Source organism: Citrobacter sp. Igbk 17 (assembly GCF_028069775.1).
Lineage (GTDB): Bacteria > Pseudomonadota > Gammaproteobacteria > Enterobacterales > Enterobacteriaceae > Citrobacter.
The window spans coordinates 1-26,603 of record NZ_JANEWI010000053.1 but is presented as its reverse complement, the minus strand read 5'-3'; the positions used below and the strand labels follow the sequence as shown (position 1 = coordinate 26,603).

At 49.9% G+C, this 26,603-nt stretch carries 46 protein-coding genes and 1 pseudogene; 40 read left to right on the top strand and 7 right to left on the bottom strand.

The features are described 5' to 3' along the window. From tuf to bfr, 3 genes and pseudogenes are all read left to right on the top strand, one after another. A pseudogene (gene tuf / locus NNO08_RS21715) lies at window positions 1–386 on the top strand (elongation factor Tu); the annotation flags it as partial. A 185-nt stretch (window positions 387–571) separates the two neighbouring features. Continuing rightward, window positions 572–766, top strand: coding sequence for a bacterioferritin-associated ferredoxin (gene bfd / locus NNO08_RS21710; RefSeq protein WP_003031111.1), 195 nt, complete (start codon window positions 572–574; stop codon window positions 764–766). A 71-nt stretch (window positions 767–837) separates the two neighbouring features. Next, window positions 838–1,314, top strand: a complete 477-nt coding sequence (gene bfr / locus NNO08_RS21705) for a bacterioferritin (RefSeq protein ID WP_040232010.1) — start codon at window positions 838–840, stop codon at window positions 1,312–1,314. Here bfr and NNO08_RS21700 read toward each other — a convergent pair. After that, window positions 1,311–1,778 (bottom strand): prepilin peptidase, encoded by a 468-nt coding sequence (locus NNO08_RS21700; RefSeq protein ID WP_271442358.1) that lies wholly within the window; start codon window positions 1,776–1,778, stop codon window positions 1,311–1,313. The two genes, bfr and NNO08_RS21700, sit on opposite strands and share 4 nt — an antisense overlap. Before the next feature lie 379 nt (window positions 1,779–2,157). Between NNO08_RS21700 and rpsJ the strand changes: the two genes are divergently transcribed. The 31 genes from rpsJ to arfA all read left to right on the top strand — a co-directional run bounded on the left by rpsJ (window position 2,158) and on the right by arfA (window position 17,001). Further along, window positions 2,158–2,469: a 30S ribosomal protein S10 gene (gene rpsJ / locus NNO08_RS21695; protein ID WP_001181005.1), complete on the top strand. Its 312-nt coding sequence runs from the start codon at window positions 2,158–2,160 to the stop codon at window positions 2,467–2,469. Window positions 2,470–2,501: 32 nt separating this feature from the next. Continuing rightward, a complete protein-coding gene (gene rplC, locus NNO08_RS21690) occupies window positions 2,502–3,131 on the top strand; it encodes a 50S ribosomal protein L3 (protein WP_003031117.1) in 630 nt (209 codons plus the stop codon). Window positions 3,132–3,141: 10 nt separating this feature from the next. Next, a complete protein-coding gene (gene rplD, locus NNO08_RS21685; RefSeq protein WP_003031119.1) occupies window positions 3,142–3,747 on the top strand; it encodes a 50S ribosomal protein L4 in 606 nt (201 codons plus the stop codon). Next, window positions 3,744–4,046 carry a 50S ribosomal protein L23 gene (rplW, locus tag NNO08_RS21680; RefSeq protein WP_000617546.1) on the top strand — a complete coding sequence of 101 codons (303 nt, stop codon included), beginning with the start codon at window positions 3,744–3,746 and terminating at the stop codon, window positions 4,044–4,046. The genes rplD and rplW overlap by 4 nt, the downstream gene beginning before the upstream one ends. Window positions 4,047–4,063: 17 nt before the next feature. Beyond that, window positions 4,064–4,885, top strand: a complete 822-nt coding sequence (rplB, locus tag NNO08_RS21675; RefSeq protein WP_016154746.1) for a 50S ribosomal protein L2 — start codon at window positions 4,064–4,066, stop codon at window positions 4,883–4,885. A 16-nt stretch (window positions 4,886–4,901) separates the two neighbouring features. Then, window positions 4,902–5,180: a 30S ribosomal protein S19 gene (gene rpsS, locus NNO08_RS21670; RefSeq protein ID WP_001138115.1), complete on the top strand. Its 279-nt coding sequence runs from the start codon at window positions 4,902–4,904 to the stop codon at window positions 5,178–5,180. A 14-nt stretch (window positions 5,181–5,194) separates the two neighbouring features. Continuing rightward, window positions 5,195–5,527, top strand: a complete 333-nt coding sequence (gene rplV / locus NNO08_RS21665; RefSeq protein WP_000448832.1) for a 50S ribosomal protein L22 — start codon at window positions 5,195–5,197, stop codon at window positions 5,525–5,527. Between the two features lie 17 nt (window positions 5,528–5,544). Beyond that, window positions 5,545–6,246: a 30S ribosomal protein S3 gene (gene rpsC / locus NNO08_RS21660; protein ID WP_000529945.1), complete on the top strand. Its 702-nt coding sequence runs from the start codon at window positions 5,545–5,547 to the stop codon at window positions 6,244–6,246. Between the two features lie 12 nt (window positions 6,247–6,258). Then, a complete protein-coding gene (gene rplP / locus NNO08_RS21655) occupies window positions 6,259–6,669 on the top strand; it encodes a 50S ribosomal protein L16 (RefSeq protein ID WP_000941212.1) in 411 nt (136 codons plus the stop codon). Next, window positions 6,669–6,860, top strand: coding sequence for a 50S ribosomal protein L29 (rpmC, locus tag NNO08_RS21650; RefSeq protein ID WP_000644742.1), 192 nt, complete (start codon window positions 6,669–6,671; stop codon window positions 6,858–6,860). Before rplP ends, rpmC begins: the two co-directional genes overlap by 1 nt. Beyond that, window positions 6,860–7,114 carry a 30S ribosomal protein S17 gene (rpsQ, locus tag NNO08_RS21645; protein WP_003031120.1) on the top strand — a complete coding sequence of 85 codons (255 nt, stop codon included), beginning with the start codon at window positions 6,860–6,862 and terminating at the stop codon, window positions 7,112–7,114. Before rpmC ends, rpsQ begins: the two co-directional genes overlap by 1 nt. 163 nt (window positions 7,115–7,277) lie before the next feature. Continuing rightward, the gene (gene rplN / locus NNO08_RS21640) at window positions 7,278–7,649 is read left to right on the top strand and encodes a 50S ribosomal protein L14 (RefSeq protein WP_000613954.1); all 372 of its coding nucleotides are present in this window, start codon (window positions 7,278–7,280) and stop codon (window positions 7,647–7,649) included. Window positions 7,650–7,659: 10 nt separating this feature from the next. Continuing rightward, the gene (gene rplX / locus NNO08_RS21635) at window positions 7,660–7,974 is read left to right on the top strand and encodes a 50S ribosomal protein L24 (protein WP_003031122.1); all 315 of its coding nucleotides are present in this window, start codon (window positions 7,660–7,662) and stop codon (window positions 7,972–7,974) included. A gap of 14 nt (window positions 7,975–7,988) precedes the next feature. Then, the gene (rplE, locus tag NNO08_RS21630; RefSeq protein ID WP_064541635.1) at window positions 7,989–8,528 is read left to right on the top strand and encodes a 50S ribosomal protein L5; all 540 of its coding nucleotides are present in this window, start codon (window positions 7,989–7,991) and stop codon (window positions 8,526–8,528) included. A gap of 14 nt (window positions 8,529–8,542) precedes the next feature. After that, the gene (gene rpsN, locus NNO08_RS21625; protein WP_003031125.1) at window positions 8,543–8,848 is read left to right on the top strand and encodes a 30S ribosomal protein S14; all 306 of its coding nucleotides are present in this window, start codon (window positions 8,543–8,545) and stop codon (window positions 8,846–8,848) included. A 30-nt stretch (window positions 8,849–8,878) separates the two neighbouring features. After that, entirely contained in the window at window positions 8,879–9,271 is a 393-nt protein-coding gene (rpsH, locus tag NNO08_RS21620) for a 30S ribosomal protein S8 (protein WP_003031127.1), read from the top strand. A gap of 12 nt (window positions 9,272–9,283) precedes the next feature. Beyond that, window positions 9,284–9,817 (top strand): 50S ribosomal protein L6, encoded by a 534-nt coding sequence (gene rplF, locus NNO08_RS21615; RefSeq protein WP_006687355.1) that lies wholly within the window; start codon window positions 9,284–9,286, stop codon window positions 9,815–9,817. Between the two features lie 9 nt (window positions 9,818–9,826). Beyond that, window positions 9,827–10,180, top strand: coding sequence for a 50S ribosomal protein L18 (gene rplR, locus NNO08_RS21610; RefSeq protein ID WP_000358956.1), 354 nt, complete (start codon window positions 9,827–9,829; stop codon window positions 10,178–10,180). Window positions 10,181–10,194: 14 nt separating this feature from the next. Next, a complete protein-coding gene (gene rpsE, locus NNO08_RS21605; protein ID WP_003031131.1) occupies window positions 10,195–10,698 on the top strand; it encodes a 30S ribosomal protein S5 in 504 nt (167 codons plus the stop codon). A 3-nt stretch (window positions 10,699–10,701) separates the two neighbouring features. Beyond that, on the top strand, window positions 10,702–10,881 hold the full coding sequence (gene rpmD / locus NNO08_RS21600; protein WP_001140434.1) for a 50S ribosomal protein L30: 180 nt from the start codon (window positions 10,702–10,704) through the stop codon (window positions 10,879–10,881). A gap of 3 nt (window positions 10,882–10,884) precedes the next feature. Continuing rightward, window positions 10,885–11,319, top strand: coding sequence for a 50S ribosomal protein L15 (rplO, locus tag NNO08_RS21595; RefSeq protein ID WP_001238917.1), 435 nt, complete (start codon window positions 10,885–10,887; stop codon window positions 11,317–11,319). Between the two features lie 7 nt (window positions 11,320–11,326). Continuing rightward, complete coding sequence (gene secY / locus NNO08_RS21590; RefSeq protein WP_001118864.1) at window positions 11,327–12,658, top strand: preprotein translocase subunit SecY; 1,332 nt, start codon at window positions 11,327–11,329, stop codon at window positions 12,656–12,658. A gap of 30 nt (window positions 12,659–12,688) precedes the next feature. Beyond that, the gene (gene rpmJ / locus NNO08_RS21585) at window positions 12,689–12,805 is read left to right on the top strand and encodes a 50S ribosomal protein L36 (RefSeq protein ID WP_000868187.1); all 117 of its coding nucleotides are present in this window, start codon (window positions 12,689–12,691) and stop codon (window positions 12,803–12,805) included. Between the two features lie 146 nt (window positions 12,806–12,951). Beyond that, on the top strand, window positions 12,952–13,308 hold the full coding sequence (gene rpsM / locus NNO08_RS21580) for a 30S ribosomal protein S13 (RefSeq protein ID WP_003031135.1): 357 nt from the start codon (window positions 12,952–12,954) through the stop codon (window positions 13,306–13,308). A gap of 16 nt (window positions 13,309–13,324) precedes the next feature. Continuing rightward, window positions 13,325–13,714 carry a 30S ribosomal protein S11 gene (rpsK, locus tag NNO08_RS21575; RefSeq protein WP_260861814.1) on the top strand — a complete coding sequence of 130 codons (390 nt, stop codon included), beginning with the start codon at window positions 13,325–13,327 and terminating at the stop codon, window positions 13,712–13,714. A 33-nt stretch (window positions 13,715–13,747) separates the two neighbouring features. Then, window positions 13,748–14,368: a 30S ribosomal protein S4 gene (gene rpsD, locus NNO08_RS21570; RefSeq protein ID WP_003031138.1), complete on the top strand. Its 621-nt coding sequence runs from the start codon at window positions 13,748–13,750 to the stop codon at window positions 14,366–14,368. A gap of 25 nt (window positions 14,369–14,393) precedes the next feature. Next, on the top strand, window positions 14,394–15,383 hold the full coding sequence (locus tag NNO08_RS21565; protein WP_003031139.1) for a DNA-directed RNA polymerase subunit alpha: 990 nt from the start codon (window positions 14,394–14,396) through the stop codon (window positions 15,381–15,383). Window positions 15,384–15,423: 40 nt separating this feature from the next. After that, window positions 15,424–15,810: a 50S ribosomal protein L17 gene (gene rplQ, locus NNO08_RS21560; protein WP_001216372.1), complete on the top strand. Its 387-nt coding sequence runs from the start codon at window positions 15,424–15,426 to the stop codon at window positions 15,808–15,810. A gap of 107 nt (window positions 15,811–15,917) precedes the next feature. Further along, a complete protein-coding gene (locus NNO08_RS21555) occupies window positions 15,918–16,286 on the top strand; it encodes a DUF1992 domain-containing protein (RefSeq protein ID WP_271450467.1) in 369 nt (122 codons plus the stop codon). A 10-nt stretch (window positions 16,287–16,296) separates the two neighbouring features. After that, window positions 16,297–16,722 carry a Zn(2+)-responsive transcriptional regulator gene (gene zntR / locus NNO08_RS21550; protein WP_271442360.1) on the top strand — a complete coding sequence of 142 codons (426 nt, stop codon included), beginning with the start codon at window positions 16,297–16,299 and terminating at the stop codon, window positions 16,720–16,722. Window positions 16,723–16,782: 60 nt separating this feature from the next. After that, a complete protein-coding gene (gene arfA, locus NNO08_RS21545) occupies window positions 16,783–17,001 on the top strand; it encodes an alternative ribosome-rescue factor ArfA (RefSeq protein WP_271442361.1) in 219 nt (72 codons plus the stop codon). Here the strand turns inward: arfA and mscL are convergent. The 5 genes from mscL to def all read right to left on the bottom strand — a co-directional run bounded on the left by mscL (window position 16,998) and on the right by def (window position 21,765). Continuing rightward, the gene (mscL, locus tag NNO08_RS21540; protein WP_137383643.1) at window positions 16,998–17,411 is read right to left on the bottom strand and encodes a large-conductance mechanosensitive channel protein MscL; all 414 of its coding nucleotides are present in this window, start codon (window positions 17,409–17,411) and stop codon (window positions 16,998–17,000) included. The two genes, arfA and mscL, sit on opposite strands and share 4 nt — an antisense overlap. A gap of 141 nt (window positions 17,412–17,552) precedes the next feature. Next, complete coding sequence (trkA, locus tag NNO08_RS21535) at window positions 17,553–18,929, bottom strand: Trk system potassium transporter TrkA (RefSeq protein WP_115601380.1); 1,377 nt, start codon at window positions 18,927–18,929, stop codon at window positions 17,553–17,555. Between the two features lie 21 nt (window positions 18,930–18,950). Next, a complete protein-coding gene (rsmB, locus tag NNO08_RS21530; RefSeq protein ID WP_271457510.1) occupies window positions 18,951–20,240 on the bottom strand; it encodes a 16S rRNA (cytosine(967)-C(5))-methyltransferase RsmB in 1,290 nt (429 codons plus the stop codon). Between the two features lie 53 nt (window positions 20,241–20,293). Then, window positions 20,294–21,241 carry a methionyl-tRNA formyltransferase gene (fmt, locus tag NNO08_RS21525; protein WP_271457509.1) on the bottom strand — a complete coding sequence of 316 codons (948 nt, stop codon included), beginning with the start codon at window positions 21,239–21,241 and terminating at the stop codon, window positions 20,294–20,296. Between the two features lie 14 nt (window positions 21,242–21,255). Next, window positions 21,256–21,765 (bottom strand): peptide deformylase, encoded by a 510-nt coding sequence (def, locus tag NNO08_RS21520; RefSeq protein WP_040232019.1) that lies wholly within the window; start codon window positions 21,763–21,765, stop codon window positions 21,256–21,258. Window positions 21,766–21,894: 129 nt separating this feature from the next. Here def and dprA point away from each other — a divergent pair, with 129 nt between their 5' ends. From dprA to NNO08_RS21490, 6 genes are read left to right on the top strand one after another with little or no spacing between them, the layout of a single operon-like run. Next, window positions 21,895–23,019: a DNA-protecting protein DprA gene (dprA, locus tag NNO08_RS21515; protein WP_271442364.1), complete on the top strand. Its 1,125-nt coding sequence runs from the start codon at window positions 21,895–21,897 to the stop codon at window positions 23,017–23,019. Next, the gene (smg, locus tag NNO08_RS21510) at window positions 22,991–23,464 is read left to right on the top strand and encodes a DUF494 family protein Smg (protein ID WP_005134083.1); all 474 of its coding nucleotides are present in this window, start codon (window positions 22,991–22,993) and stop codon (window positions 23,462–23,464) included. The genes dprA and smg overlap by 29 nt, the downstream gene beginning before the upstream one ends. Before the next feature lie 26 nt (window positions 23,465–23,490). After that, window positions 23,491–24,045: a DNA topoisomerase family protein gene (locus NNO08_RS21505; protein ID WP_271450463.1), complete on the top strand. Its 555-nt coding sequence runs from the start codon at window positions 23,491–23,493 to the stop codon at window positions 24,043–24,045. After that, on the top strand, window positions 24,038–24,610 hold the full coding sequence (gene tsaC / locus NNO08_RS21500; RefSeq protein ID WP_271450462.1) for an L-threonylcarbamoyladenylate synthase type 1 TsaC: 573 nt from the start codon (window positions 24,038–24,040) through the stop codon (window positions 24,608–24,610). The genes NNO08_RS21505 and tsaC overlap by 8 nt, the downstream gene beginning before the upstream one ends. A 1-nt stretch (window position 24,611) precedes the next feature. Next, complete coding sequence (gene aroE / locus NNO08_RS21495) at window positions 24,612–25,433, top strand: shikimate dehydrogenase (protein WP_271450461.1); 822 nt, start codon at window positions 24,612–24,614, stop codon at window positions 25,431–25,433. Continuing rightward, window positions 25,430–25,687 carry a DUF1488 domain-containing protein gene (locus NNO08_RS21490; RefSeq protein WP_271450460.1) on the top strand — a complete coding sequence of 86 codons (258 nt, stop codon included), beginning with the start codon at window positions 25,430–25,432 and terminating at the stop codon, window positions 25,685–25,687. The genes aroE and NNO08_RS21490 overlap by 4 nt, the downstream gene beginning before the upstream one ends. On the opposite strand, the gene NNO08_RS21485 is transcribed toward NNO08_RS21490, so the two are convergent. Beyond that, a complete protein-coding gene (locus NNO08_RS21485) occupies window positions 25,663–26,217 on the bottom strand; it encodes a gamma carbonic anhydrase family protein (protein ID WP_271450459.1) in 555 nt (184 codons plus the stop codon). The genes NNO08_RS21490 and NNO08_RS21485 overlap by 25 nt on opposite strands. Between the last annotated feature and the right edge of the window lie 386 nt (window positions 26,218–26,603).

Sequence of the window (26,603 nt, the reverse complement as noted above, 5' to 3'; positions counted from 1 at the left end):
ACGAAGGCCGTGCTGGTGAGAACGTTGGTGTTCTGCTGCGTGGTATCAAACGTGAAGAAATCGAACGTGGTCAGGTACTGGCTAAGCCGGGCTCTATCAAGCCGCACACCAAGTTCGAATCTGAAGTTTATATCCTGTCCAAAGACGAAGGCGGCCGTCATACTCCGTTCTTCAAAGGCTACCGTCCGCAGTTCTACTTCCGTACTACTGACGTGACTGGTACCATCGAACTGCCAGAAGGCGTTGAGATGGTAATGCCGGGCGACAACATCAAAATGGTTGTTACCCTGATCCACCCAATCGCGATGGATGACGGTCTGCGTTTCGCAATCCGTGAAGGCGGCCGTACTGTAGGTGCGGGCGTTGTTGCTAAAGTAATGAGCTAATTATTTATTAATTAGCTTTGAGCTTAAAAAGGGCGCTAAGGCGCCCTTTTTGCTACCTGTGATTTAACCGTTGTCATATTTGTTCGCATTTTTTGTTCATTCTTCCATCGCGTAAATAACGTTGTGCTATTGTAATCATAACTATTCTCATTTACACTTTGCGCAGAAATTGAACGGGAGCGATCATGTACGTTTGTTTGTGTAATGCGATAAGTGATAAAAAAATTCGTCAGGCTGTTCGCCAGTTTCATCCTCAGTCCTTTCAGCAATTACGTAAGTTTATTCCTGTTGGAAATCAGTGCGGTAAGTGCATTCGTGCTGCCCGTGAAGTCATGCAGGATGAATTAACTCAAATGCCAGAATTTAAAGAGATCGCCTAAGTCACACTCTTTTTTTTGACATCCCTGTAGCCCCATCTACGCTCTAAGAGTGGAAGCGGAGGGACTATAAAATGAAAGGTGATGTTAAAATCATAAATTATCTCAATAAACTATTGGGAAATGAGCTTGTCGCAATCAACCAGTATTTTCTCCATGCCCGTATGTTTAAAAACTGGGGACTGACTCGCCTCAATGATGTTGAGTACCATGAATCAATCGATGAGATGAAACACGCTGATAAATACATTGAGCGTATTTTATTCTTAGAAGGTCTCCCAAACTTACAAGATCTAGGCAAGTTGGGGATTGGTGAAGATGTTGAAGAGATGCTGCAATCAGATCTTCGGCTCGAGCTTGATGGTGCGAAAGATTTACGCGAAGCCATTGCTTATGCCGATAGCGTTCATGACTATGTTAGTCGGGACATGATGATTGAGATCCTGACCGAAGAAGAAGGGCATATCGATTGGCTCGAAACGGAGTTGGATCTGATTGGAAAACTTGGGTTGCAAAACTATCTGCAATCGCAAATTAAGGTCAGCGATTAACCGCCCTGTATCAGATTTAGCCAGCCAACAACAAAACCCGCAGCCGCCAGATATGGCCCAAAAGGCAGCGGGTTTTTTAGTACCTGTCTCCCGTAACGGGCGCAGGAAATCCCAGTGAGACAGCATGCCATGCCCGCGGCAAGTAAAACCAACAGTGGTAATGATTCCCAGCGATGCCATGCGCCTAGCGCGGCAAGAAATTTGACATCACCAAAGCCTAATCCTTCCTGTCGGCATATCAAACGATACCCCCAGTAGAACAACGCAAATACCCCATAACCTGCGACGGCACCCCAAAGCGCGTCGGATAACTGTGCAGGTCTGCAGCACTGATGATAAATAAGACCGCCCCACAAAAGAGGGCAGGTGAATTTGTCGGGCAGCAACCCGGTACGTAGGTCATGGACTAAGAGCAACCCTGATAGCGAAACATAAAACAGCAGAAAGGGGAGGTCGATGTACATGGGCAAACCTTATCTGGTAAAAAGTATACCTTCGGGTAAGCTTGGCGACCCTACAAGTCCGGGATGTGGGTTATGGATTCTCTTTTCCACGGAAAATGCGTTGCACCATAGGACATACAATCAGAGTGGAAGGAGGCCTGCATTTGTGAACGAGTGATTAATTTCTACGCGGCACTTGCTTAAGACTGAGATTTACGTATAATGCGCGGGCTTGTCTAATATTGACAGCGGTTCGATATGAGCCACCGGTACTGCGAAAGCAATACCAGACAATGTTCCCAATTGGGGAACTCTGTAAGAACGGTTACACTCTCCCATCAATCGTAATGGGTTTGAGGAGTAACTATTTCGTCTATAAAATAATTGGAGCTCTGGTCTCATGCAGAACCAAAGAATCCGTATCCGTTTGAAAGCGTTTGATCATCGTCTGATCGATCAATCAACCGCGGAAATCGTCGAGACTGCCAAGCGCACTGGTGCGCAGGTTCGTGGTCCGATCCCGCTGCCGACCCGCAAAGAGCGTTTCACCGTTCTGATCTCCCCGCACGTCAACAAAGACGCGCGTGATCAGTACGAGATCCGTACTCACAAGCGTCTGGTTGACATCGTTGAGCCAACTGAAAAAACCGTTGATGCTCTGATGCGTCTGGACCTGGCTGCCGGTGTAGACGTGCAGATCAGCCTGGGTTAATCAGGTCATCGAGCGATTGAGAGGTTGATACAATGATTGGTTTAGTCGGTAAAAAAGTGGGTATGACCCGCATCTTCACTGAAGATGGCGTATCTATCCCAGTAACCGTTATCGAAGTTGAAGCAAACCGCGTTACTCAGGTTAAAGATCTGGCTAACGATGGCTATCGCGCTGTTCAGGTTACCACCGGTGCTAAAAAAGCTAACCGCGTAACTAAGCCGGAAGCTGGCCACTTTGCTAAAGCTGGCGTAGAAGCTGGCCGCGGCCTGTGGGAGTTCCGTCTGGCAGATGGTGAAGAATACACCGTTGGTCAGAACATTAGCGTTGAACTGTTTGCTGACGTTAAAAAAGTTGACGTAACCGGTACCTCTAAAGGTAAAGGTTTCGCTGGTACCGTTAAGCGCTGGAACTTCCGTACCCAGGACGCGACTCACGGTAACTCCTTGTCTCACCGCGTTCCGGGTTCTATCGGTCAGAACCAGACTCCGGGCAAAGTGTTCAAAGGCAAGAAAATGGCAGGTCAGCTGGGCAACGAACGTGTCACTGTTCAGAGCCTGGACGTAGTACGTGTTGACGCTGAGCGCAACCTGCTGCTGGTTAAAGGTGGTGTTCCGGGTGCGACCGGTTGCGACCTGATCGTTAAACCAGCTGTGAAGGCGTAAGGGGATAGCAATGGAATTAGTATTGAAAGACGCGCAGAGCGCGCTGACTGTTTCCGAAACTACCTTCGGTCGTGATTTCAACGAAGCGCTGGTTCACCAGGTTGTTGTTGCTTATGCAGCTGGTGCTCGTCAGGGTACTCGTGCTCAGAAGACTCGTGCTGAAGTAACTGGTTCAGGCAAAAAGCCGTGGCGCCAGAAAGGTACCGGCCGTGCGCGTTCAGGTTCTATCAAGAGCCCGATCTGGCGTTCAGGTGGCGTGACCTTCGCTGCTCGCCCGCAGGACCACAGTCAAAAAGTTAACAAAAAGATGTACCGCGGCGCGCTGAAAAGCATTCTGTCCGAACTGGTACGTCAGGATCGTCTGATCGTTGTCGAATCATTCTCTGTAGAAGCGCCTAAAACTAAGCTGCTGGCACAGAAACTGAAAGACATGGCTCTGGAAGATGTGCTGATCATCACCGGTGAGCTGGACGAGAACCTGTTCCTGGCTGCGCGCAACCTGCACAAGGTTGACGTACGCGATGCAACTGGTATCGACCCGGTTAGCCTGATCGCCTTCGACAAAGTCGTAATGACTGCTGATGCTGTTAAGCAAGTTGAGGAGATGCTGGCATGATTCGTGAAGAACGTCTGCTGAAGGTGCTGCGTGCACCGCACGTTTCTGAAAAAGCGTCTACTGCGATGGAAAAAACTAACACCATCGTTCTCAAAGTTGCTAAAGACGCGACCAAAGCAGAAATCAAAGCTGCTGTGCAGAAACTGTTTGAAGTCGAAGTCGAAGTCGTTAACACCCTGGTAGTTAAAGGGAAAGTTAAACGTCACGGACAGCGTATCGGTCGTCGTAGCGACTGGAAAAAAGCTTACGTCACCCTGAAGGAAGGCCAGAATCTGGACTTCGTCGGCGGCGCTGAGTAAGTCGGAGGAGTAATACAATGGCAGTTGTTAAATGTAAACCGACATCTCCGGGTCGTCGCCACGTCGTTAAAGTGGTCAACCCAGAGCTGCACAAGGGCAAACCTTTTGCTCCGCTGGTTGAAAAAAACAGCAAATCCGGTGGTCGTAACAACAATGGCCGCATCACCACTCGTCACATCGGTGGTGGTCACAAGCAGGCTTATCGTATTGTTGACTTCAAACGCAACAAAGACGGTATCCCGGCAGTTGTTGAACGTCTTGAGTACGATCCGAACCGCTCCGCGAACATCGCGCTGGTTCTGTACAAAGACGGTGAACGCCGTTACATCCTGGCCCCTAAAGGCCTGAAAGCTGGCGACCAGGTTCAATCTGGCGTTGATGCTGCAATCAAAGCAGGTAACACCCTGCCGATGCGCAATATCCCGGTTGGTTCTACCGTTCATAACGTAGAAATGAAACCAGGTAAAGGCGGTCAGCTGGCACGTTCCGCTGGTACTTACGTTCAGATCGTTGCTCGTGATGGTGCTTATGTCACCCTGCGTCTGCGTTCTGGTGAAATGCGTAAAGTCGAAGCAGACTGCCGTGCAACTCTGGGCGAAGTTGGCAATGCTGAGCATATGCTGCGCGTTCTGGGTAAAGCAGGTGCTGCACGCTGGCGTGGTGTTCGTCCTACCGTTCGCGGTACTGCGATGAACCCAGTCGACCACCCACATGGTGGTGGTGAAGGTCGTAACTTTGGTAAGCACCCGGTAACTCCGTGGGGCGTTCAGACCAAAGGTAAGAAGACCCGCAGCAACAAGCGTACTGATAAATTCATCGTACGTCGCCGTAGCAAATAATTTTAGAGGATAAGCCATGCCACGTTCTCTCAAGAAAGGTCCTTTTATTGACCTGCACTTGCTGAAGAAGGTAGAGAAAGCGGTGGAAAGCGGAGACAAGAAGCCCCTGCGCACTTGGTCCCGTCGTTCAACGATCTTTCCTAACATGATCGGTTTGACCATCGCTGTCCATAATGGTCGTCAGCACGTTCCGGTATTTGTTTCCGACGAAATGGTCGGTCACAAACTGGGTGAATTCGCACCGACTCGTACTTATCGCGGCCACGCTGCTGATAAAAAAGCGAAGAAGAAATAAGGTAGGAGGAAGAGATGGAAACTTTAGCTCAACATCGCCATGCTCGTTCTTCTGCTCAGAAGGTTCGCCTTGTTGCAGACCTGATTCGCGGTAAGAAAGTGTCGCAGGCCCTTGATATTCTGACCTACACCAATAAGAAAGCGGCTGTACTGGTTAAGAAAGTCCTGGAATCTGCCATTGCTAACGCTGAACACAACGATGGCGCTGACATTGACGATCTGAAAGTTACGAAAATTTTCGTAGACGAAGGCCCGAGCATGAAGCGCATTATGCCGCGTGCAAAAGGTCGTGCAGATCGCATCCTGAAGCGCACCAGCCACATTACTGTGGTTGTGTCCGATCGCTGAGACTCTGGAGACTAGCAATGGGTCAGAAAGTACATCCTAATGGTATTCGCCTGGGTATTGTAAAACCATGGAACTCAACCTGGTTTGCGAACACCAAAGAATTCGCTGACAACCTGGACAGCGATTTTAAAGTACGTCAGTACCTGACTAAGGAACTGGCTAAAGCGTCTGTATCTCGTATCGTTATCGAGCGTCCGGCTAAGAGCATCCGTGTGACCATTCACACTGCTCGCCCGGGTATCGTTATCGGTAAGAAAGGCGAAGACGTAGAAAAACTGCGCAAAGTCGTAGCGGATATTGCTGGCGTTCCTGCTCAGATCAATATCGCCGAAGTGCGTAAGCCTGAACTGGACGCAAAATTAGTTGCTGACAGCATCACTTCTCAGCTGGAACGTCGCGTTATGTTCCGTCGTGCTATGAAGCGTGCTGTACAGAACGCAATGCGTCTGGGCGCTAAAGGTATTAAAGTTGAAGTTAGCGGCCGTCTGGGCGGCGCGGAAATCGCTCGTACCGAATGGTACCGTGAAGGTCGCGTTCCTCTGCACACTCTGCGTGCTGACATCGACTACAACACCTCTGAAGCGCACACCACTTACGGTGTAATCGGCGTTAAAGTGTGGATCTTCAAAGGCGAGATCCTGGGTGGTATGGCTGCTGTTGAACAACCGGAAAAACCGGCTGCGCAACCTAAAAAGCAGCAGCGTAAAGGCCGTAAATAAGGAGCGTCGCTGATGTTACAACCAAAGCGTACAAAATTCCGTAAAATGCACAAAGGCCGTAACCGCGGTCTGGCGCAGGGTACGGATGTTAGCTTCGGCAGCTTCGGTCTGAAAGCTGTTGGCCGTGGTCGTCTGACTGCCCGTCAGATCGAAGCAGCACGTCGTGCTATGACCCGTGCAGTTAAGCGTCAAGGTAAGATCTGGATCCGTGTATTCCCGGACAAACCGATCACTGAAAAGCCGCTGGCAGTGCGTATGGGTAAAGGTAAAGGTAACGTAGAGTATTGGGTTGCCTTGATTCAGCCGGGTAAAGTCCTGTATGAAATGGACGGCGTACCGGAAGAGCTGGCCCGTGAAGCATTCAAGCTGGCAGCAGCGAAACTGCCGATTAAAACCACCTTTGTAACTAAGACGGTGATGTAATGAAAGCAAAAGAGCTGCGTGAGAAGAGTGTTGAAGAGCTGAACACCGAGCTGCTGAATCTGCTGCGTGAGCAGTTCAACCTGCGTATGCAGGCTGCAAGTGGCCAGCTGCAACAGTCTCACCTGTTGAAGCAAGTGCGTCGTGATGTCGCACGCGTTAAGACTTTACTGACTGAGAAGGCGGGTGCGTAATGACCGATAAAATCCGTACTCTGCAAGGTCGCGTTGTTAGCGATAAAATGGAGAAATCCATTGTTGTTGCTATCGAACGTTTTGTGAAACACCCGATCTACGGTAAATTCATTAAGCGTACGACCAAACTGCACGTACATGACGAGAACAACGAATGCGGTACTGGTGACGTGGTTGAAATCCGCGAATGCCGTCCGCTGTCCAAGACTAAGTCCTGGACGCTGGTTCGCGTTGTAGAGAAAGCTGTTCTGTAATACAGTAGGCATTCTCAACGAATAAACGGCTCAGCGATGAGCCGTTTATTTTTTCTACCCATATCGTTTAAGCGGTGTTATAATGCCGCGCCCCCGATATGGGGCTTTTTTAACGACCTGATTTTCGGGTCTCAGTAGTAGTTGACATTAGCGGAGCACTAAAATGATCCAAGAACAGACTATGCTGAACGTCGCCGACAACTCCGGTGCACGTCGCGTAATGTGTATCAAGGTTCTGGGTGGCTCGCACCGTCGCTACGCAGGCGTCGGCGATATCATCAAGATCACCATCAAGGAAGCAATTCCACGTGGTAAGGTCAAAAAAGGTGATGTGCTGAAGGCGGTAGTGGTGCGCACCAAGAAGGGTGTTCGTCGCCCGGACGGTTCTGTCATTCGCTTCGATGGTAATGCATGCGTTATTTTAAACAATAACAGCGAGCAACCTATCGGTACGCGTATTTTTGGGCCGGTAACTCGTGAACTTCGTAACGAGAAGTTCATGAAAATTATCTCTCTGGCACCAGAAGTACTCTAAGGAGCGAATCATGGCAGCGAAGATCCGTCGTGATGACGAAGTTATCGTGTTAACCGGTAAAGATAAAGGTAAACGCGGTAAAGTAAAAAATGTCCTGTCTTCCGGCAAGGTCATTGTTGAAGGTATCAACCTGGTTAAGAAACATCAGAAGCCGGTTCCGGCCCTGAACCAACCAGGCGGCATCGTAGAGAAAGAAGCAGCTATTCAGATCTCTAACCTTGCTATCTTCAACGCGGCAACCGGCAAGGCTGACCGTGTAGGCTTTAGATTCGAAGACGGCAAAAAAGTCCGTTTCTTTAAATCTAACAGCGAAACTATCAAGTAATTTGGAGTAGTACGATGGCGAAACTGCATGATTACTACAAAGACGAAGTAGTCGCTAAACTCATGTCTGAGTTTAACTACAATTCTGTCATGCAAGTCCCTCGGGTCGAGAAGATCACCCTGAACATGGGTGTTGGTGAAGCGATCGCTGACAAGAAACTGCTGGATAACGCAGCAGCTGACCTGACAGCAATCTCCGGTCAAAAACCGCTGATCACCAAAGCACGCAAATCTGTTGCAGGCTTCAAAATCCGTCAGGGCTATCCGATCGGCTGTAAAGTAACTCTGCGTGGCGAACGCATGTGGGAGTTCTTTGAGCGCCTGATCACTATTGCTGTTCCACGTATCCGTGACTTCCGTGGCTTGTCCGCTAAGTCTTTCGACGGTCGTGGTAACTACAGCATGGGTGTCCGTGAGCAGATCATCTTCCCAGAAATCGACTACGATAAAGTCGACCGCGTGCGTGGTTTGGATATTACCATTACCACTACTGCGAAATCTGACGAAGAAGGCCGTGCTCTGCTGGCTGCCTTTGACTTCCCGTTCCGCAAGTAAGGTAGGGTTACTGAATGGCTAAGCAATCAATGAAAGCACGCGAAGTAAAGCGCGTAGCTTTAGCTGATAAGTACTTCGCAAAACGCGCTGAACTGAAAGCTATTATCTCTGATGTGAACGCGACCGACGAAGATCGTTGGAACGCAGTTCTCAAGCTGCAGTCTCTGCCGCGTGATTCCAGCCCGTCCCGTCAGCGTAACCGCTGCCGTCAAACAGGTCGTCCGCATGGCTATGTGGGCAAGTTCGGGTTGAGCCGTATCAAACTGCGTGAAGCCGCCATGCGCGGTGAAGTACCAGGCTTGAAAAAGGCTAGCTGGTAATTACCAATTGAATCACGGGAGTAAAGACAGATGAGCATGCAAGATCCGATCGCGGATATGCTGACCCGTATCCGTAACGGTCAGGCCGCGAATAAAGCTGCGGTCACCATGCCTTCCTCCAAGCTGAAAGTGGCAATTGCCAACGTGCTGAAGGAAGAAGGTTTTATTGAAGATTTTAAAGTTGAAGGCGACACCAAGCCGGAACTGGAACTTACTCTCAAGTATTTCCAGGGTAAAGCTGTTGTAGAAAGCATTCAGCGTGTCAGTCGCCCAGGTCTGCGCATTTATAAGCGTAAAGACGAGCTGCCGAAAGTTATGGCTGGCATGGGTATCGCAGTTGTTTCTACCTCTAAAGGTGTTATGACTGATCGTGCAGCGCGCCAGGCTGGTCTTGGTGGCGAAATTATCTGCTACGTAGCCTAATCGGAGGAAAAAATGTCTCGTGTTGCTAAAGCACCGGTCGTTATTCCTGCCGGCGTTGATGTAAAAATCAACGGTCAGGTTATTACGATCAAAGGTAAAAACGGCGAGCTGACTCGTACTCTCAACGATGCTGTTGCAGTAAATCATGCAGATAATGCACTGACCTTCGGTCCGCGTGATGGTTACGCTGATGGATGGGCTCAGGCTGGTACCGCGCGTGCCCTGCTGAATGCAATGGTTGTCGGTGTTACCGAAGGCTTCACTAAGAAGCTGCAGCTGGTTGGTGTAGGTTATCGTGCAGCGGTCAAAGGGAATGTAGTAAACCTTGCTTTAGGTTTCTCTCACCCAGTTGATCATCAGCTGCCGGCAGGTATCACTGCAGAATGTCCGACTCAGACTGAAATCGTGCTGAAAGGCGCTGATAAACAGCTGATCGGTCAGGTTGCAGCAGATCTGCGCGCCTACCGTCGTCCTGAGCCTTACAAAGGCAAGGGTGTTCGTTACGCCGACGAAGTCGTGCGTACCAAAGAGGCTAAGAAGAAGTAAGGTAACACTATGGATAAGAAATCTGCTCGTATCCGTCGTGCGACCCGCGCACGCCGCAAGCTCAAAGAGCTGGGCGCAACTCGCCTGGTGGTACATCGTACCCCGCGTCATATTTACGCACAGGTAATTGCACCGAACGGTTCTGAAGTTCTGGTAGCTGCTTCTACTGTAGAAAAAGCTATTGCTGAACAACTGAAGTACACCGGTAACAAAGACGCTGCAGCAGCTGTGGGTAAAGCTGTCGCCGAACGCGCTCTGGAAAAAGGCATCAAAGATGTGTCCTTTGACCGTTCCGGGTTCCAATATCATGGTCGTGTCCAGGCACTGGCAGATGCTGCCCGTGAAGCTGGCCTTCAGTTCTAAGGTAGAGGTGTAAGATGGCTCACATCGAAAAACAAGCTGGCGAACTGCAGGAAAAGCTGATCGCGGTAAACCGCGTATCTAAAACCGTTAAAGGTGGTCGTATTTTCTCCTTCACAGCTCTGACTGTAGTTGGCGATGGTAACGGTCGCGTTGGTTTTGGTTACGGTAAAGCGCGTGAAGTTCCAGCAGCGATCCAGAAAGCGATGGAAAAAGCCCGTCGCAATATGATTAACGTCGCGCTGAACCACGGCACCCTGCAGCACCCGGTTAAGGGTACTCATACGGGTTCTCGTGTATTCATGCAGCCGGCTTCCGAAGGTACCGGTATCATCGCCGGTGGTGCAATGCGCGCCGTTCTGGAAGTCGCTGGAGTTCGTAACGTTCTGGCTAAAGCGTATGGTTCCACCAACCCGATTAACGTGGTTCGTGCAACTATCGATGGTCTGGAAAATATGAAATCTCCGGAAATGGTCGCTGCCAAGCGTGGTAAATCCGTTGAAGAAATTCTGGGGAAATAAACCATGGCAAAGACTATTAAAATTACTCAAACCCGCAGTGCAATCGGTCGTCTGCCGAAACACAAGGCAACGCTGCTTGGCCTGGGTCTGCGTCGTATTGGTCACACCGTAGAGCGCGAGGATACTCCTGCTGTTCGTGGTATGGTCAACGCGGTTTCCTTCATGGTTAAAGTTGAGGAGTAAGAGATGCGTTTAAATACTCTGTCTCCGGCCGAAGGCTCCAAAAAGGCGGGTAAACGCCTGGGTCGTGGTATCGGTTCTGGCCTCGGTAAAACCGGTGGTCGTGGTCACAAAGGTCAGAAGTCTCGTTCTGGCGGTGGCGTACGTCGCGGTTTCGAGGGTGGTCAGATGCCTCTGTACCGTCGTCTGCCGAAATTCGGCTTCACTTCACGTAAAGCAGCGATTACAGCCGAAGTTCGTCTGTCTGACCTGGCTAAAGTTGAAGGCGGTGTTGTAGACCTGAACACGCTGAAAGCGGCTAACATTATCGGTATCCAGATCGAGTTCGCGAAAGTGATCCTGGCTGGTGAAGTAACGACTCCGGTAACTGTTCGTGGCCTGCGTGTTACTAAAGGCGCTCGTGCTGCTATCGAAGCTGCTGGCGGTAAAATCGAGGAATAAGTAGCAGATGGCTAAACAACCGGGATTAGATTTTCAAAGTGCCAAAGGTGGCTTAGGCGAGCTGAAACGCAGACTGCTGTTTGTAATCGGCGCGCTGATTGTGTTCCGTATTGGCTCTTTCATTCCGATCCCTGGTATTGATGCCGCTGTACTTGCCAAACTGCTTGAGCAACAGCGAGGCACCATCATTGAAATGTTTAACATGTTCTCTGGTGGTGCTCTCAGCCGTGCTTCTATCTTTGCTCTGGGGATCATGCCGTATATTTCGGCGTCGATCATTATCCAGCTGCTGACGGTGGTTCATCCAACGCTGGCAGAAATTAAGAAAGAAGGGGAGTCTGGTCGTCGTAAGATCAGCCAGTACACCCGCTACGGTACTCTGGTGCTGGCAATATTCCAGTCGATCGGTATTGCTACCGGTCTCCCGAATATGCCTGGTATGCAGGGCCTGGTAATGAATCCAGGCTTTGCATTCTATTTCACCGCTGTTGTAAGTCTGGTTACAGGGACTATGTTCCTGATGTGGTTGGGTGAACAGATTACTGAACGTGGTATCGGCAACGGTATCTCAATCATTATCTTCGCCGGTATTGTCGCGGGACTCCCGCCAGCCATTGCCCATACTATCGAGCAAGCGCGTCAAGGCGACCTGCACTTCCTCGTGTTGCTGTTGGTTGCAGTATTAGTATTTGCAGTGACGTTCTTTGTTGTATTTGTTGAGCGTGGTCAACGCCGTATTGTGGTAAACTACGCGAAACGTCAGCAAGGTCGTCGTGTCTATGCTGCACAGAGCACACATTTACCGCTGAAAGTGAATATGGCGGGGGTAATCCCGGCAATCTTCGCTTCCAGTATTATTCTGTTCCCAGCAACCATCGCGTCATGGTTCGGGGGCGGGACTGGTTGGAACTGGCTGACAACAATTTCGCTGTATTTGCAGCCTGGGCAACCGCTTTATGTGTTACTCTATGCGTCTGCAATCATCTTCTTCTGTTTCTTCTACACGGCGTTGGTTTTCAACCCGCGTGAAACAGCAGATAACCTGAAGAAGTCCGGTGCATTTGTACCAGGAATTCGTCCGGGAGAGCAAACGGCGAAGTATATCGATAAAGTAATGACCCGCCTGACTTTGGTTGGTGCGCTCTACATTACCTTTATCTGCCTGATCCCGGAGTTCATGCGTGATGCAATGAAAGTACCGTTCTACTTCGGTGGGACCTCACTGCTTATCGTTGTTGTCGTGATTATGGACTTTATGGCTCAAGTGCAAACTCTGATGATGTCTAGTCAGTACGAGTCTGCATTGAAGAAGGCGAATCTGAAAGGCTACGGCCGTTAACAGTCGCCCGAGAAGTTACGGAGAGTAAAAATGAAAGTTCGTGCTTCCGTCAAGAAATTATGCCGTAACTGCAAAATCGTTAAGCGTGATGGTGTCATCCGTGTGATTTGCAGTGCCGAGCCGAAGCATAAACAGCGCCAAGGCTGATTTATTCGCATATTTTTCTTGCAAAGTTGGGTTGAGCTGGCTAGATTAGCCAGCCAATCTTTTGTATGTCTGTGCGTTTCCATTTGAGTATCCTGAAAACGGGCTTTTCAGCATGGTGCGTACATATTAAATAGTAGGAGTGCATAGTGGCCCGTATAGCAGGCATTAACATTCCTGATCAGAAACATGCTGTGATCGCATTAACTTCGATCTACGGCGTCGGCAAGACCCGTTCTAAAGCCATTCTGGCTGCAGCGGGTATCGCTGAAGATGTTAAGATCAGTGAGCTGTCTGAAGAACAAATCGACACGCTGCGTGACGAAGTTGCCAAATTTGTCGTTGAAGGTGATCTGCGCCGTGAAGTTAGCATGAGCATCAAGCGCCTTATGGACCTTGGTTGCTATCGCGGTTTGCGTCATCGTCGTGGTCTCCCGGTTCGCGGTCAGCGTACCAAGACCAACGCACGTACCCGTAAGGGTCCGCGCAAACCGATCAAGAAATAATCGGGGTGATTGAATAATGGCAAAGGCACCAATTCGTGCACGTAAACGTGTAAGAAAACAAGTCTCTGACGGCGTGGCTCATATCCATGCTTCTTTTAACAACACCATCGTTACCATTACTGATCGTCAGGGTAACGCACTGGGTTGGGCAACAGCCGGTGGTTCCGGTTTCCGTGGTTCTCGCAAATCCACTCCGTTTGCAGCTCAGGTTGCAGCAGAGCGTTGCGCTGACGCCGTAAAAGAATACGGTATCAAGAATCTGGAAGTTATGGTCAAAGGACCGGGTCCAGGTCGCGAATCTACTGTTCGTGCTCTGAACGCCGCTGGTTTCCGCATCACTAATATTACTGATGTGACTCCGATCCCTCATAACGGTTGTCGTCCGCCGAAAAAACGTCGCGTATAACGCTGTCGTTTCTAGGATTGTTGGAGAAAGAAAATGGCAAGATATTTGGGTCCTAAGCTCAAGCTGAGCCGTCGTGAGGGCACTGACTTATTCCTTAAGTCTGGCGTTCGCGCGATCGATACCAAGTGTAAAATTGAACAAGCTCCTGGCCAGCACGGTGCGCGTAAACCGCGTCTGTCTGACTATGGTGTGCAGTTGCGTGAAAAGCAAAAAGTTCGCCGTATCTACGGTGTGCTGGAGCGTCAGTTCCGTAACTACTACAAAGAAGCAGCGCGTCTGAAAGGCAACACCGGTGAAAACCTGTTGGGTCTGCTGGAAGGTCGTCTGGACAACGTTGTATACCGTATGGGCTTCGGTGCCACTCGTGCAGAAGCACGTCAGCTGGTCAGCCATAAAGCAATTATGGTAAACGGTCGTGTTGTTAACATCGCTTCTTATCAGGTTAGTCCGAATGACGTTGTTAGCATTCGTGAGAAAGCGAAGAAGCAGTCTCGCGTGAAAGCCGCTCTGGAGCTGGCTGAGCAGCGTGAAAAGCCAACCTGGCTGGAAGTTGATGCTGGCAAGATGGAAGGTACGTTCAAGCGTAAGCCGGAGCGTTCTGATCTGTCTGCGGACATTAACGAACACCTGATCGTCGAGCTTTACTCCAAGTAAAGCTTAGTACCAAAGAGAGGACACAATGCAGGGTTCTGTGACAGAGTTTCTAAAACCGCGCCTGGTAGATATCGAGCAAGTGAGTTCGACGCACGCCAAGGTGACCCTTGAGCCTTTAGAGCGTGGCTTTGGCCATACTTTGGGTAACGCACTGCGCCGTATTCTGCTCTCATCGATGCCGGGTTGCGCGGTGACCGAGGTTGAGATTGATGGTGTACTACATGAGTACAGCACCAAAGAAGGCGTTCAGGAAGATATCCTGGAAATCCTGCTCAACCTGAAAGGGCTGGCGGTGAGAGTTCAGGGTAAAGATGACGTTATTCTTACCTTGAATAAATCTGGCATTGGCCCTGTGACTGCAGCCGACATTACCCATGATGGGGATGTCGAAATCGTCAAGCCACAGCACGTGATCTGCCACCTGACCGATGAGAATGCATCTATTAGCATGCGTATCAAAGTTCAGCGCGGTCGTGGTTATGTGCCGGCTTCTACCCGAATTCATTCGGAAGAAGATGAGCGCCCAATCGGCCGTCTGCTGGTCGACGCATGCTACAGCCCTGTAGAGCGTATTGCCTACAATGTTGAAGCAGCGCGTGTAGAACAGCGTACCGACCTGGACAAGCTGGTCATCGAAATGGAAACCAACGGCACAATCGATCCTGAAGAGGCGATTCGTCGTGCGGCAACCATTCTGGCTGAACAACTGGAAGCTTTCGTTGATTTACGTGATGTACGTCAGCCGGAAGTTAAAGAAGAGAAACCAGAATTCGATCCGATCCTGCTGCGCCCTGTTGACGATCTGGAATTGACTGTCCGCTCTGCTAACTGCCTCAAAGCAGAAGCTATCCACTATATCGGTGATCTGGTACAGCGTACTGAGGTTGAGCTTCTTAAGACGCCTAACCTTGGTAAAAAATCTCTTACCGAGATTAAAGACGTGCTGGCTTCCCGTGGACTGTCTCTGGGCATGCGCCTGGAAAACTGGCCACCGGCAAGCATCGCTGACGAGTAACCGGATCACAGGTTAAGGTTTTACTGAGAAGGATAAGGTCATGCGCCATCGTAAGAGTGGTCGTCAACTGAACCGCAACAGCAGCCATCGCCAGGCTATGTTCCGCAATATGGCAGGTTCACTGGTTCGTCATGAAATCATCAAGACGACTCTGCCGAAAGCGAAAGAGCTGCGTCGCGTAGTTGAGCCGCTGATTACTCTTGCCAAGACTGATAGCGTAGCTAATCGTCGTCTGGCATTCGCCCGCACTCGTGATAACGAGATCGTGGCAAAACTGTTTAACGAGCTGGGCCCGCGTTTCGCGAGCCGCGCCGGTGGTTACACTCGCATTCTGAAGTGTGGCTTCCGTGCAGGTGACAACGCGCCGATGGCATACATCGAGCTGGTTGATCGCTCTGAATCGAAAGCAGAAGCTGCTGCAGAGTAATCTGTAGTAACGTAAAAAAACCCGCCTCGGCGGGTTTTTTTATATCCGCAAGATCCCCACTTATCTACAATATCTGTATTCTTTTTGTTCATCCCCTGGGGTGTCGTATGTGGTTACTGGACCAGTGGGCAGAGCGTCATATCATTGACGCACAATCTAAAGGCGAGTTTGATGATTTACCGGGTACAGGTGAGCCATTGACTCTTGACGATGATTCTCATGTCCCGCCGGAGCTTCGGGCCGGGTACCGTTTATTAAAAAACTCTGGGTGTCTTCCTCCTGAGCTCGAACAACGCAGAGAGGCGATACAGTTGCTTGATATACTTGCAGGTATTCGCCAGGACGATCCTCGTTATCAGGATGTGAGTCGACGTCTGTCGCTACTTGAACTCAAACTTCGTCAGGCCGGACTTAGCACCGAGTTTCTACGTGGTGAATACGCGGATAAACTATTGCATAAAATTAATGATGAATAGCGGAGGAAGTATGTACCGGATTGGTGAATTAGCAAAACTGGCCGACGTGACGCCCGATACTATCCGCTACTATGAAAAGCAGCAGATGATGGAGCATGAAGTACGTACTGAAGGCGGATTTCGACTCTATACAGAAAGTGATCTGCAACGGCTGAAGTTTATTCGTTACGCGCGACAGCTAGGTTTTACGTTGGAGTCTATTCGTGAATTACTTTCGATCCGTGTCGATCCGGAACACCATACCTGTCAGGAATCAAAAGGGATCGTTCAGGATAGATTGCAGGAAGTCGAAGCACGTATAGCCGAACTTCAAACGATGCAACGATCATTGCAGCGATTGAATGATGCATGCTGCGGAAAGGCACACAGCAGCGTCTATTGTTCTATTCTGGAGGCACTTGAACAAGGTGCCAGTGGCACGACAACAGGTTGTTGATTTATTGAACGGGAGGGTCTAGACTCGCGGCGTAAATTGTTACCACAAACTGGAGATATTATGAGTCGTTATCAGCACACCAAAGGGCAGATAAAGGACAACGCCATTGAGGCGCTACTGCATGATCCACTTTTCAGGCAGCGTGTTGAGAAGAATAAAAAAGGGAAAGGTAGTTATCTGCGTAAAGGTAAACATGGCAATCGGGGTAACTGGGAGGCCAGTGGCAAGAAAGTGAATCACTTTTTTACCACTGGCCTTCTTGTTTTAGTGAGTGTTTAAGAGCGGTTATTCTGTTCTTTCAGCAGGTCACGAATTTCACTTAACAATACTTCCTCTTTAGAAGGAGCCGGCGGTGCTGCAGGTTCTTCCTCTTTTTTACGATTCAGTTTGTTGATCAGTTTGATTGCCATAAAGATAGCAAACGCCACAATAATGAAATCAAAGACGTTCTGAATAAATACACCGTAATGCATAACGACAGCCGGGATGTCTCCCTGCGCATCGCGTAATGTCAAAGCAAACTGTTTAAAATCGATCCCACCAATTAACAACCCCAGTGGCGGCATGATGATATCGGCAACCAGCGATGAAACAATCTTACCGAATGCCGCACCAATAATGACACCCACTGCCAAATCGACAACATTCCCGCGCATCGCGAATTCGCGAAACTCTTTAATAATGCTCATTTTATTCTCCCTATGCAGCTGACGTTTATAAGTTTAACAAATGTTAAGACATTTTCCATTTATGTATTGCTGAAAGGAAAATTTATTAGACCATGAAAAATAAAGGGAAATAAAATGGGCGCTATATAAGCGCCCAAATATTTACAGGAAAAAAGGACTTGGCTGGAATAGCCGTTCGACGTCAGTAATAAATTTTTTGTCTGTCAGGAACATGATAACGTGATCACCCTGCTCAATACGCAGGTTGTCATTGGCTATCATCACGTCGTTACCTCGCACTACGGCACCAATAATGGTACCAGGTGGAAGTTTAATTTCGTCTATTGCGCGACCGACAACTCGTGATGTCGTTTCATCCCCGTGCGCGACAGCTTCAATCGCTTCCGCAACACCGCGTCGCAGCGAAGAAACGCCGACAATATCAGCTTTGCGCACATGGCTCAGTAGCGCAGATATGGTGGCCTGTTGCGGTGAAATTGCAATATCAATCACGCTACCCTGGACCAGATCAACATACGCCCTACGCTGGATCAGCACCATGACTTTCTTTGCGCCCATGCGTTTGGCGAGCATGGCCGACATAATGTTAGCTTCATCGTCGTTGGTTACCGCGATAAAAAGATCAACTTGATCAATATGTTCTTCAGCCAGCAGCTCTTGATCCGAGGCATCGCCGAAAAAGACGATTGTATTTTGCAATTTCTCTGCAAGCTCGGATGCCCGTTGCTGATTGCGTTCGATCAGTTTGACGCTGTAATCTTTTTCCAGACGTCGGGCCAGACCAGCACCGATATTACCGCCACCCACTAACATAATACGCTTGTAGGGTTTTTCCAGACGCTGAAGTTCACTCATTACGGCACGAATATGCTGTGAAGCTGCAATAAAGAATACTTCATCACCCGCTTCAACAATGGTGGAACCCTGCGGACGAATTGGCCTGTCATGACGGAATATCGCCGCGACGCGGGTATCGATGTGTGGCATATGCTCGCGCATTGTCGACAGTGCATTGCCTATCAATGGCCCGCCGTAATAGGCTTTGACCACCGCCAGACTGACTTTACCTTCGGCAAAATTTACTACCTGTAACGCACCCGGGTATTCAATCAGTCGATAAATGCTATCGATAACCAGCTGCTCTGGCGCAATCAGATGATCGATAGGCACTGCATCAGACTGGAACAGTTTATCTGCATCGCGGACATAATCCGGCGAGCGAATTCGGGCGATACGATTGGGGGTATTAAAGAGTGAGTATGCTACCTGGCAGGCAACCATATTGGTTTCATCTGAGCTGGTTACTGCAACCAGCATATCGGCGTCGTCAGCTCCGGCCTCACGCAGTACACGGGGATGAGAACCATGGCCTTGCACAACGCGGAGATCAAACTTGTCCTGCAGGCTGCGCAGACGCTCACCATTGGTATCGACTACCGTGATATCGTTGTTCTCTCCGACCAGGTTCTCAGCCAACGTACCGCCAACTTGCCCTGCGCCCAGAATGATAATTTTCATCAGTTGCGACCCGTTATCTCATCACTTCTTGATTAGCTTAGCGTAAAAGAAACCGTCACCTTCTTCTGCACCCGGTAAATTCTGGCGCCCTGGTTGTTCCGGCGTACCCGTTTCACTTAATAGAGCATCAGGCGTTCGTGCCAGGAAGGCAGAGATTTGCTGTTGGTTCTCTTCAGGCAAAATAGAACAGGTTGCATAAACCAGCGTGCCACCCGGTTTCAGATGTGCCCAGGTCGCATTAAGTATTTCTGCCTGCAATTGGGCGAGTTCAGCAATATCCCGATCGCGACGCAGCCACTTTATATCGGGATGGCGACGGATGACCCCAGTGGCAGAACACGGTGCATCTAACAAAATGCGATCAAACTTTTGTTCGCCGCACCACTGTTCGGGGTAACGACCATCGCCCTGTTTAACGGTTGCCTTCGTGCCAAGGCGTTTCAGGTTGTCATAGACACGCGACAGACGTTTTTCATCGACATCGACAGCCATCACATTAGCTTGCGGGGCAACTTCCAGAATGTGAGTGGTTTTACCGCCCGGCGCACAGCACAAGTCGAGGATCTGTTCACCGTCCTTCGGTAACAGATAGGTCACGCATCCTTGAGCTGAAGCATCCTGGACGGTCACCCAGCCTTCGTCAAAACCTGGTAGGGCGTGCACAGGAGTTGGCGTTTCCAGACGTACCGCATCCGGGTAGTCCGGATGCGGGAAGCCGGTTAATCCCGCTTCGGTAAGCAGACCCAGCCAAGCGTCGCGTGTATGGTGGTTACGATTGACACGTAGCCACATCGGTGGTCGCTGGTTATTGGCTGCAAGAATCGTCTCCCACTGTTGTGGATAGGCATTTTTGATACGCTTAACCAGCCATGAAGGGTGTAAAAAACGCAGTTCGCTTTGCGCAAATTCGGTGAGCAACTCTTCCTGACGGCGCTGAAACTGGCGTAATACGCCGTTAATTAGCCCTTTCAGCTGAGGTCGCTTGATAACGACTGCACCTTCGACGGTTTCAGCAAGCGCAGCATGTGGCGGAATACGAGTATGCAAAAGCTGGTAGAAGCCAACCATAATCAGATAGTGGACAGTGCGCTGTTTGCCCGTCATCGGGCGTTCCATCAACTGTTGAATCATCCACTCCAGCTGGGAGAGCGTACGTAAAACACCGAAGCAAAGCTCCTGCAACAGCGCCTTATCTTTATCGGCTACTTTTTGCTGCATGGCGGGCAGCACGTTACTCAACGATTGGCCCTTTTCAACAACCTGTTCGACGGCCTGGGCCGCCATACTGCGTAAATTAAGATGTTTTTTCATAAGCGCAAAAATAAAAATGCCCGGAGGTTCCGGGCTTTAAAAGAGATGAACCGTCAGATCAGACGATTTCCGGGCACAAACCACTCCCGACGTGAATTGAGCAGATCCTGTGCGCTCATCGCTTTCTTGCCGGCAGGCTGTAAAGCGATGAGATTCAGGATACCGTCGCCTGTTGCGACCTGGATGCCCAGCTTTGTCGCCTCGAGGATGGTGCCTGGTGCAGCCTGTGTGTTCGCAGCAATAACAGAAGCTTTCCAGACTTTTACTGGCTGACCTTCTATTTCAAGCCAGCTCATTGGCCACGGGTTAAAGGCGCGGATACAGCGTTCCAGTTGAGCGGCCGAAAGCGACCAGTCGATACGGGCCTCTTCTTTGCTGAGTTTTTCAGCATGCGTAACCAGAGATTCATCCTGAACAACTGGTTTTATTGTGCCAGCAGCAAGCTGTTTTAGCGTTTCAATCAGCCCCTGAGGCCCTAAATCTGCCAGCTTGTCGTATAACGAACCGCTAGTATCTTCTGCCGTAATTGGGCAGGACAGCTTATGCAGCATATCGCCTGTGTCCAGACCGACATCCATCTGCATGATGGTTACACCGGTTTCGGTGTCGCCTGCCCACAATGAACGCTGGATCGGCGCGGCTCCACGCCAGCGTGGAAGCAGAGAACCGTGAACGTTGATACAACCCAGACGCGGCATGTCCAGTACGGCTTTTGGCAGAATCAGGCCATAGGCTACCACCACCATTACATCTGCGTGCAGGTCAGAAACCAGTTGTTGGTTTTCCTGGGGACGAAGAGATACAGGCTGGAAAACGGGTATCCCTTTTTCTTCCGCCAGCACTTTCACCGGGCTGGGCATTAGCTTTTTACCACGTCCCGCAGGGCGGTCCGGCTGGGTAAACACGCCAACGACGTTATGTCCAGAAGACAACAGCGCGTCGAGATGACGCGCTGCAAAGTCAGGTGTACCCGCAAAAATAATACGTAGTGAGTCTGACACGTTGATTCTTGTCCTTAAGCTCGGGCGTTCAGGCGGTCGAGTTTTTCAACTTTCTGACGAATACGTTGTTGCTTCAACGGAGACAGATAATCGATAAACAGTTTACCGACCAGGTGATCCATTTCATGTTGGATGCAGATAGCCAACAGGCCATCGGCCTCCAGTTCAAAAGGCTTGCCGTCGCGATCGAGCGCACGAATTTTTACTTTTTCAGCGCGCGGTACTAATGCACGTTGTTCAGGAATAGATAGGCAGCCTTCTTCAATGCCGGTTTCGCCGTCTTTCTCCAGTAGCTCTGGGTTAATGAGTACCAGACGCTCGTCACGGTTTTCAGAGACATCAATAACAATGATGCGCTGATGGATATCGACCTGTGTTGCGGCCAGACCGATACCTTCTTCGGCGTACATCGTTTCGAACATATCATCAACGATACGCTGAATTTCTGCATTCACTTCTTCAACTGGCTTTGCGACTTTGCGAAGACGCTCGTCCGGAATATGTAACACTTGCAAAACTGACATAGTTATCCAGAGTTGTGTTCAGGAATTGGAAAGATTATTACCTCTATTCTAGACAAAACCCGCTCTGATTGACAGCATCAGTGACCAATCGCAAAGATTGCCAGGACTGCTTGTGGCAGGGGAACAGGGATGACCCATATTGAGATTTGGTTACGTTTAGCACAAGTGAATGAACTGTATGGTGATGAGATGGTGCGCACTGCTCACTGGCTTATTGCTCAACCGGGTATTAACAATACGATACTTCGGCATGCAGGGCTCACTCCTCGTCAGGTCGAACGTTTTCAGGCCTTTTCTGAGCAGTCACTGGAAAAAACGCTGCGTTGGCTTGAGTTACCCCATCATCATCTGGTTTTTGCCGACAGCAAGTATTTTCCGCCGCAGCTGCGTGCTATTGAGGATTACCCAGGCGTACTTTTCATTGCTGGTCGCCCTGAGTGTCTTCACGCATTTCAAGTTGCTGTTGTCGGCAGTCGGCAGCACTCCTGGTATGGCGAACGATGGGCGCGGTTGTTCTGTGAGAAGCTTGCAGCATGTGGTGTGACGATCACTAGCGGACTGGCTAAAGGGATTGACGGTGTGGCGCATACAGCAGCGATAAACACACACGGGGCCAGTATTGCGGTACTGGGAAATGGCCTGGAAACCATATATCCGCGGCGACATGTTCGACTTGCTGAAAATTTGATAGAGGCCGGAGGCGCGCTGGTGTCTGAATTCCCTTTGGATATGCTCCCTTTACCGCGTAATTTTCCCCGACGAAATCGTATTATTAGTGGTCTAAGTAAGGGAGTACTGGTTGTTGAGGCGGCACAGCGTAGCGGCTCATTAGTCACAGCACGCTGTGCACTGGAACAAGGACGGGAGGTTTTTGCTTTGCCTGGGCCGATCGGGAGCCCGGGAAGTGAAGGTCCCCATTGGCTCATTCAGCAGGGAGCCATGCTTGTGACGTCACCAGAGGAAATACTGGAAAGTTTGCAATATGGGCTGCAATGGTTGCCAGATGAGCCTGAAAAATCAATTTATTCGCCGGATCACGAAGAGGTGGCATTGCCATTTTCAGAGCTCCTGGCTAACGTAGGAGATGAGGTAACACCTGTTGACGTCGTCGCTGAACGTGCCGGCCAACCTGTGCCAGAGGTAGTGGCTCAACTGCTCGAACTGGAGTTAGCAGGATGGATCGCAGCTGTACCCGGCGGCTATGTCCGATTGAGGAGGGCAAGCCATGTTCGACGTACTAATGTATTTGTTTGAGACATATATCCATAACGAAGCTGAGCTGCGTGTGGATCAGGACAAACTGGAACGGGATCTTACCGACGCTGGTTTTGATCGTGAAGACATCTACAACGCGTTACTGTGGCTGGAAAAGCTTGCTGATTATCAGGACGGCCTTGCCGAACCTATGCAGCTTGCATCAGATCCCCTTTCTGTACGTATTTATACTGCAGAAGAGTGCGATCGGCTGGATGCGAGCTGTCGGGGGTTCCTGCTATTCCTGGAGCAGATTCAGGTGCTAAACCTCGAAACGCGAGAAATGGTGATAGAGCGCGTACTTGCGCTGGATACGGCTGAGTTTGATCTGGAAGACCTGAAGTGGGTGATCCTGATGGTCCTGTTCAACATTCCAGGCTGCGAAAATGCCTATCAGCAAATGGAAGAATTACTCTTTGAAGTGAATGAAGGTATGCTGCATTAATCAATCTTCATTCAGTATGAGTTGTTATGGCTAAATCAGCACTGTTTACGGTGCGTAAAAACGAGCCCTGTCCACAATGTGGGGCTGAACTGGTTATACGTTCCGGGAAACACGGCCCGTTTCTCGGTTGCTCACACTATCCAGAATGCGATTATGTCCGTCCGCTGAAATCATCTGCGGACGGACATATAGTCAAAGTTCTGGAGGGTAAATTCTGCCCAGCATGTGGCGCTGAACTGGTGCTGAGGCAGGGACGATTCGGTATGTTTATTGGGTGCAGTGATTACCCTGCCTGCGATCACACTGAGCTTATCGATAAGCCTGATGAAACAGCAATAGTATGCCCCCAATGCCAGACGGGCCATTTGGTTCAGCGGCGTTCACGTTATGGCAAAACCTTTTACTCCTGCGATCGCTATCCGGAGTGTCAGTTTGTCATCAACTTCAAACCGTTAGCCGGAGAGTGTCCAGAGTGCCACTATCCGCTACTCATCGAAAAGAAAACCGCGCAGGGTGTGAAGCATTTCTGTGCCAGTAAACAATGTGGAAAGCCGATCCCGGCGGAAGAAGAAAGTGAATAAAAACCTGCCTACGGACCCCATCGCTGCCGCGATAGAGGTTCTGCAACAAGAAAATGTCATCGCTTATCCAACAGAAGCCGTTTTTGGTGTCGGGTGTGATCCTGACAGTGAAACGGCGGTAACGCGTCTGTTGGAACTCAAACAACGTCCAATAGATAAAGGTTTGATTTTGATTGCGGCAAACTTTGATCAACTCAAACCGTATATTGATGACAGCATGCTTACTGATGCTCAACGTGAAGCTGTTTTCGCGCGCTGGCCAGGCCCTGTCACCTTCGTTTTTCCGGCATCTGTGACTACGCCGCGTTGGCTAACTGGTCGTTTTGATTCACTCGCCGTGCGTGTCACGGATCACCCGCTGGTGGTTGCATTGTGTCAGGCCTATGGCAAGCCATTAGTTTCCACCAGTGCTAATCTGAGTGGACTACCACCCTGCAGAACGGTAGAGGAAGTACGGGCGCAGTTCGGGGACGGTTTTCCAGTGGTTGAAGGTAATACCGGCGGGCGTTTGAATCCCTCGGAAATCAGAGATGCTTTGACGGGTGAACAGTTTCGACAGGGGTAATATGAAAGAAGCCTATGCTGTTTTTGGTAATCCGGTAGCGCACAGCAAATCGCCTTTTATTCATCAGCAATTTGCAGAGCAGCTGAAGATTGACCACTCTTATGGTCGGGTGTTGGCGCCCATCAATAACTTTGTGAATACGCTCAATGCCTTTTTTGCGGATGGAGGGAAGGGAGCCAATGTTACCGTTCCCTTTAAAGAAGAGGCGTTTGCGCGTGCTGATGAACTAACAGAGCGGGCATCGTTGGCTGGAGCGGTTAATACCCTAAAACGGCTGGAGGATGGGCGCTTACTGGGTGATAACACCGATGGTATCGGCCTGCTTAGCGACCTTGAACGTTTGTCTTTTATTCATCCCGGGTCTCGCATTTTGCTGATTGGGGCTGGTGGAGCGTCCCGCGGTGTGTTGCTGCCTCTCCTGTCTATGGATTGCGCGGTGACTATTGTTAATCGTACCGCCTCACGTGCTGAAGAATTGGCGCAGATCTTCTCCCATACCGGTAGCGTTCAGGCGGTGGGAATGGATGAGCTGGATAATTACACTTTCGATTTGATCATCAACGCGACTTCCAGTGGCATTAGCGGCGATGTTCCAGCCATTCCGGCATCGCTTATTCACTCTTCGGTCTACTGCTACGACATGTTCTACCAAAAGGGGAATACCCCGTTCCTTTCCTGGTGCGTATCACATGGTGCAAAACATTATGCCGATGGTTTGGGAATGCTGGTGGGGCAAGCGGCACATGCTGTTTTGCTCTGGCATGGTGTACTGCCGGAGATTGAGCCTGTGATTAAAACACTGCAACAGGAACTTTCTGCATGAATCAGGCGATTCAATTCCCTGATAGGGAAGAGTGGGTGGCGGATATTAATTCCGTCGTCTTCCCGGCGATGGTTCATGGTATGCAGCTAAAATGCGCCATAAAAGGAGAGACGCTGGCGCATCGCTTTGGCGGCGGCACGCCTGAACAGTGGCTTGAAACTTTTCGCGAATATCGCTGGGATCTGGAAGAAGAGGCTGAAGCATTGATCCAGGCCCAGCAAGAAGATGATCAAGGTTGGGTCTGGTTATCCTGACCTAAATACTCATCTTTCCACTTCACGTAGTTGTTAGCAGAGTACTGTAGGCCTGCTTTCTCTTCATCAGTTAGTGGGCGGATTTGTTTAACCGGGCTTCCCAGATACAGATATCCGCTCTCCAGGCGCTTGTTTTGCGGGACCAGACTTCCTGCTCCGATCATGACGTCATCTTCTACTACTACGCCATCCAGCAAAATCGATCCCATACCGACTAAAACGCGGTTGCCAATGATGCAGCCGTGTAGCATGACTTTATGACCTACAGTCACATCTTCGCCTACGATCAGAGGGTTACCTTGCGGATTAGATGTGGATTTATGTGTGACATGCAGCACGCTGCCATCCTGAATGTTTGTACGGGCGCCAATCTGTACGTAGTTCACGTCGCCACGAATCGCAACCAGTGGCCAAATCCCGACATCATCAGCCAGACGAGCATCGCCAATGACAACACTACTACTATCGATCATGACGCGCTCGCCGATCTGTGGGAAAAGATCCTTATAAGGACGCAGTACATCAGACATGTTTACCTCAATGAAAATAGGGCGGTAATGAAGACTTTGGTTGGATTATTGAGTCTGTGCAAGTGATTTAGTTATCAAAAATCAGCCAAATTGCACAGGAATGTAGCGAAAGGAGTGAAAAACAAGCACTCGGTAAAAAAGATCCAAAAAACACTTGTGCTAAAAAATGGGATCCCTATAATGCGCCTCCATCGACACGGCGGATGTGAATCACTTCACGCAAACAGCCGGTCCGGTTGAAGAGAAAAACCTGAAAATGAGGGTTGACTCTGAAAGAGGAAAGCGTAATATACGCCACCTCGCGACAGAGCGCTAAAGCGCGTCGCAACTGCTCTTTAACAATTTATCAGACAATCTGTGTGGGCACTCGAAGATACGGATTCTTA